Annotated in this window: 3 rRNA genes; all 3 read left to right on the top strand. The window is 55.8% G+C overall.

What is annotated here, in order from left to right:
• The first annotated feature begins 184 nt into the window (after positions 1–184).
• A 16S ribosomal RNA gene (locus G6034_RS19215) occupies positions 185–1,721 on the top strand.
• A 562-nt stretch (positions 1,722–2,283) separates the two neighbouring features.
• A 23S ribosomal RNA gene (locus G6034_RS19210) occupies positions 2,284–5,453 on the top strand.
• Positions 5,454–5,737: 284 nt separating this feature from the next.
• Positions 5,738–5,854 (top strand): 5S ribosomal RNA (gene rrf, locus G6034_RS19205).
• Together the 16S, 23S and 5S rRNA genes form the textbook arrangement of a ribosomal RNA operon.
• Positions 5,855–5,920: the final 66 nt, after the last annotated feature.

Here is a 5,920-nt window from a genome sequence, read left to right as displayed (position 1 = left end):
TTGTTGTTTGAGAACTCAATAGTGTGCCAAGTTTTATTGATACCAATTTATTGTTTGATGGATTGGTTATTTGGTTGGTTGTTGCCGCCCCTGTGGTGACGGCCGGCTGTTTAGCTGGTTTCGAATTTAGTGCATGCCTTCATGTCTTTTTCCGGTGTGTTGGTGTGTGTCTGTTGGATGTTTTTTAACGGAGAGTTTGATCCTGGCTCAGGATGAACGCTGGCGGCGTGCTTAACACATGCAAGTCGAACGATGATCTCCAGCTTGCTGGGGGGATTAGTGGCGAACGGGTGAGTAACACGTGAGTAACCTGCCCTTAACTCTGGGATAAGCCTGGGAAACTGGGTCTAATACCGGATATTGACGTTCTGCCGCATGGTGGGGTGTTGAAAGCTTTTGTGGTTTTGGATGGACTCGCGGCCTATCAGCTTGTTGGTGGGGTAATGGCCTACCAAGGCGACGACGGGTAGCCGGCCTGAGAGGGTGACCGGCCACACTGGGACTGAGACACGGCCCAGACTCCTACGGGAGGCAGCAGTGGGGAATATTGCACAATGGGCGCAAGCCTGATGCAGCGACGCCGCGTGAGGGATGACGGCCTTCGGGTTGTAAACCTCTTTCAGTAGGGAACAAGGCCGGGTTTTGCCTGGTTGAGGGTACCTGCAGAAGAAGCGCCGGCTAACTACGTGCCAGCAGCCGCGGTAATACGTAGGGCGCAAGCGTTATCCGGAATTATTGGGCGTAAAGAGCTCGTAGGCGGTTTGTCGCGTCTGCCGTGAAAGTCCGGGGCTCAACCCCGGATCTGCGGTGGGTACGGGCAGACTAGAGTGATGTAGGGGAGACTGGAATTCCTGGTGTAGCGGTGAAATGCGCAGATATCAGGAGGAACACCGATGGCGAAGGCAGGTCTCTGGGCATTAACTGACGCTGAGGAGCGAAAGCATGGGGAGCGAACAGGATTAGATACCCTGGTAGTCCATGCCGTAAACGTTGGGCACTAGGTGTGGGGGACATTCCACGTTTTCCGCGCCGTAGCTAACGCATTAAGTGCCCCGCCTGGGGAGTACGGCCGCAAGGCTAAAACTCAAAGGAATTGACGGGGGCCCGCACAAGCGGCGGAGCATGCGGATTAATTCGATGCAACGCGAAGAACCTTACCAAGGCTTGACATGGACTGGAAACGCCCGGAAACGGGTGCCCCGCTTGCGGCCGGTTCACAGGTGGTGCATGGTTGTCGTCAGCTCGTGTCGTGAGATGTTGGGTTAAGTCCCGCAACGAGCGCAACCCTCGTTCTATGTTGCCAGCGGGTTATGCCGGGGACTCATGGGAGACTGCCGGGGTCAACTCGGAGGAAGGTGGGGACGACGTCAAATCATCATGCCCCTTATGTCTTGGGCTTCACGCATGCTACAATGGCCGGTACAATGGGTTGCGATACTGTGAGGTGGAGCTAATCCCAAAAAGCCGGTCTCAGTTCGGATTGGGGTCTGCAACTCGACCCCATGAAGTCGGAGTCGCTAGTAATCGCAGATCAGCAACGCTGCGGTGAATACGTTCCCGGGCCTTGTACACACCGCCCGTCAAGTCACGAAAGTTGGTAACACCCGAAGCCCATGGCCCAACCCCGTAAGGGGAGGGAGTGGTCGAAGGTGGGACCGGCGATTGGGACTAAGTCGTAACAAGGTAGCCGTACCGGAAGGTGCGGCTGGATCACCTCCTTTCTAAGGAGCGCCAAGCGCCACGGGATGACCTGCATGGGTTGTGTTGGTGGTGCGAGGAGTAAAGGCCTGCTGCCGGGACATTCGTTTCCGGGTGGGTTGCTCAAGGGTGGAATATCAATGAAGCAGGTGCCTGCCGGCACGGGGCGATCGGAACTGAGTACAGCAACGCCCTTTGGGGGTTGTGTGGAAGGGTTCGTTAGGGGTTGTTTTGTGGTGGTGGGTGGTGTTTGGCACACTGTTGGGTCCTGGGACAACAACGTTCCCCGTTCCATCCCCCTTGTGGGGGCGGGTGGGGGTGTTGGTTTGTTTCCGGTGTTCCTGCGCATGACGTTCCGGTCACCGTGTGGCACACGCACTTTGTGTGTGTGTTGGGTGGGTGGGGTGTGTGTGGTGGGGTTGTTGTTTGAGAACTACATAGTGAACGCGAGCATCTTTATAAAGAAGCAATTTCTTTGAGATAATTGAACCTGGATCTGATGCTGTTGCGCCCCTTTTTTGGGGGTGTGGTGGTGTTGGTTTTCGTGGTTCTCTCGATGTGTAAGTGTTTTTTGGCTGTTTGTGTAGTCAAGTTTTTAAGGGCACACGGTGGATGCCTTGGCATTAGGAGCCGAAGAAGGACGTAGGAATCTGCGATAAGCCTCGGGGAGTTGATAACCGAACTTTGATCCGAGGGTGTCCGAATGGGGAAACCCCGCCACCGGCCGTAAGGTTGGGTGGTGACCCGCGCTTGAATATATAGGGCGTGTGGGGGGAACGTGGGGAAGTGAAACATCTCAGTACCCACAGGAAGAGAAAACAACAGTGATTCCGTTAGTAGTGGCGAGCGAACGCGGAAGAGGCTAAACCGTGCCATGTGTGATAGCCGGCGGGCGTTGCATGGTCGGGGTTGTGGGAGTTTGCCGTTTCGGGTCTGCCGGCCTGGAGGGGGTTTGATGCGTGCATAGGTGAAGGGCTTTGAACGGTCTGCCGTAGAGGGTGAGAGTCCCGTAACTGAAATGCATGGCACGCCCCTGGGTGGATGTCCCAAGTAGCACGGGGCCCGAGAAATCCCGTGTGAATCTGTCAGGACCACCTGATAAGCCTAAATACTACCTAATGACCGATAGCGGACAAGTACCGTGAGGGAAAGGTGAAAAGTACCCCGGGAGGGGAGTGAAATAGTACCTGAAACCGTGTGCTTACAATCCGTCAGAGCCGCCGCGCACCCTTTTGGGGGTGTGGTTGTTGTGGTGATGGCGTGCCTTTTGAAGAATGAGCCTGCGAGTTAGTGTTACGTCGCGAGGTTAACCCGTGTGGGGAAGCCGTAGCGAAAGCGAGTCTGAACAGGGCGTTGCAGTGGCGTGATCTAGACCCGAAGCGAAGTGATCTACCCATGGCCAGGTTGAAGCGTGTGTAAGAGCGCGTGGAGGACCGAACCCACTTCAGTTGAAAATGGAGGGGATGAGCTGTGGGTAGGGGTGAAAGGCCAATCAAACTTCGTGATAGCTGGTTCTCCCCGAAATGCATTTAGGTGCAGCGTTGCGTGTTTCTTGCCGGAGGTAGAGCGACTGGATGGCTAATGGGCCCTACAAGGTTACTGACGTCAGCCAAACTCCGAATGCCGGCAAGTGAGAGCGTGGCAGTGAGACTGTGGGGGATAAGCTTCATAGTCGAGAGGGAAACAGCCCAGACCACCAACTAAGGCCCCTAAGCGTGTGCTAAGTGGGAAAGGATGTGGGATTGCTTAGACAACCAGGAGGTTGGCTTAGAAGCAGCCATCCTTAAAAGAGTGCGTAATAGCTCACTGGTCAAGTGGTTCCGCGCCGACAATGTAGCGGGGCTCAAGTACACCGCCGAAGTTGTGGATTTCAAACACGTGCCCTAGCCGGTGTATGCCGGTTCAGGGGTTTGGAGTGGTAGGGGAGCGTCGTGTGGGCAGTGAAGCCGCAGTGTGAACTAGCGGTGGAGCCCACACGAGTGAGAATGCAGGCATGAGTAGCGAAAGACGGGTGAGAAACCCGTCCGCCGAATGATCAAGGGTTCCAGGGTCAAGCTAATCTGCCCTGGGTAAGTCGGGACCTAAGGCGAGGCCGACAGGCGTAGTCGATGGACAACGGGTTGATATTCCCGTACCGGTGAAGGACCGCCCATGTTGAGCCGGTGATACTAACCGCCCGATCCTTTCTTTGCGTGCCTTCGGGCCAGGGAGAAGGGGGAGCGCGGGAACTGAACCGGGGAGGCAAGCGTATTAACAGGTGTGACGCAGGAAGGTAGCCGAGCCGGGCGATGGTTGTCCCGGTCTAAGGATGTAGGGTCAGCGATAGGCAAATCCGTCGCTGTGTCTTTGATGACGCACCTGAGATCTGATGGGACCCCCCGTTGGGGGGAATTCGGTGATCCTATGCTGCCTAGAAAAGCATCGACGCGAGGTCCGGGCCGCCCGTACCCCAAACCGACACAGGTGATCAGGTAGAGAATACCAAGGCGATCGAGAGAATTATGGTTAAGGAACTCGGCAAAATGCCCCCGTAACTTCGGGAGAAGGGGGGCCTGCCCCGTGAAGGACACTGGCTGTCCGTGAGCGGGTGTGGGCCGCAGAGACCAGGGGGAAGCGACTGTTTACTAAAAACACAGGTCCGTGCGAAGTCGCAAGACGATGTATACGGACTGACTCCTGCCCGGTGCTGGAAGGTTAAGAGGACCGGTTAGCCCACTTGTGGGCGAAGCTGAGAATTTAAGCCCCAGTAAACGGCGGTGGTAACTATAACCATCCTAAGGTAGCGAAATTCCTTGTCGGGTAAGTTCCGACCTGCACGAATGGAGTAACGACTTCCCCGCTGTCTCAACCATAAACTCGGCGAAATTGCAGTACGAGTAAAGATGCTCGTTACGCGCAGCAGGACGGAAAGACCCCGAGACCTTTACTATAGTTTGGTATTGGTGTTCGGAGTGGCTTGTGTAGGATAGGTGGGAGACTGTGAAACCTTCACGCCAGTGGGGGTGGAGTCATCGTTGAAATACCACTCTGGTCACTTTGGACATCTAACTTCGGCCCGTAATCCGGGTCAGGGACAGTGCCTGATGGGTAGTTTAACTGGGGCGGTTGCCTCCTAAAGAGTAACGGAGGCGCCCAAAGGTTCCCTCAGCCTGGTTGGCAATCAGGTGGCGAGTGTAAGTGCACAAGGGAGCTTGACTGTGAGACAGACATGTCGAGCAGGGACGAAAGTCGGGACTAGTGATCCGGCGGCACATTGTGGAATGGCCGTCGCTCAACGGATAAAAGGTACCTCGGGGATAACAGGCTGATCTTGCCCAAGAGTCCATATCGACGGCATGGTTTGGCACCTCGATGTCGGCTCGTCGCATCCTGGGGCTGGAGTAGGTCCCAAGGGTTGGGCTGTTCGCCCATTAAAGCGGTACGCGAGCTGGGTTTAGAACGTCGTGAGACAGTTCGGTCCCTATCCGCTGCGCGCGCAGGAAATTTGAGAAGGGCTGTCCTTAGTACGAGAGGACCGGGACGGACGAACCTCTGGTGTGTCAGTTGTACTGCCAAGTGCATCGCTGATTGGCTACGTTCGGATGGGATAACCGCTGAAAGCATCTAAGCGGGAAGCCCGCTTCAAGATGAGATTTCCAGGCACCTAGCGTGTGAGAGGCCCCCAGCAGACCACTGGGTTGATAGGCCGGACGTGGAAGCGAGGACGAAAGACTCGTGAAGCCGACCGGTACTAATAGGCCGACAACTTAAACTACACAACGTATCACCACAGACCTCCATGAACGGGCCCTCAAAAGCCATTCATCACACGGACTGTACCGATACACCAAGCATGCTCGCGTTCACTATGTGGTTCCCAACCAACAAACCCGCCCGGTTTGACTGGTCAGGAAACCAAAAAAAGACACCACGACAGTCACCGGATCATTCACCCGCCAGGGTCAACAATCCACCCGCCGCCGTGGTGTAAACTAAATACTGTTGTTCCAACAAGAACACCCAACAAGCCACCCACCCATTCACGGGCCGGGAATAAAGTTACGGTGGTCACAGCGTGGGGGAAACGCCCGGTCCCATTCCGAACCCGGAAGCTAAGACCCACAGCGCCGATGGTACTGCATTCGTGAGGATGTGGGAGAGTAGGACACCGCCGGACAACACCAAAAGGGTAGAGGCCCCACCACACACGTGGCGGGGCCTCCCCACATTTAACCCCACCACC

The organism is Arthrobacter wenxiniae, from assembly GCF_013376105.1.
GTDB classification, from domain to species: Bacteria; Actinomycetota; Actinomycetes; order Actinomycetales; family Micrococcaceae; genus Specibacter; species Specibacter wenxiniae.
This window is presented reverse-complemented; position numbering and strand designations above follow the sequence as displayed.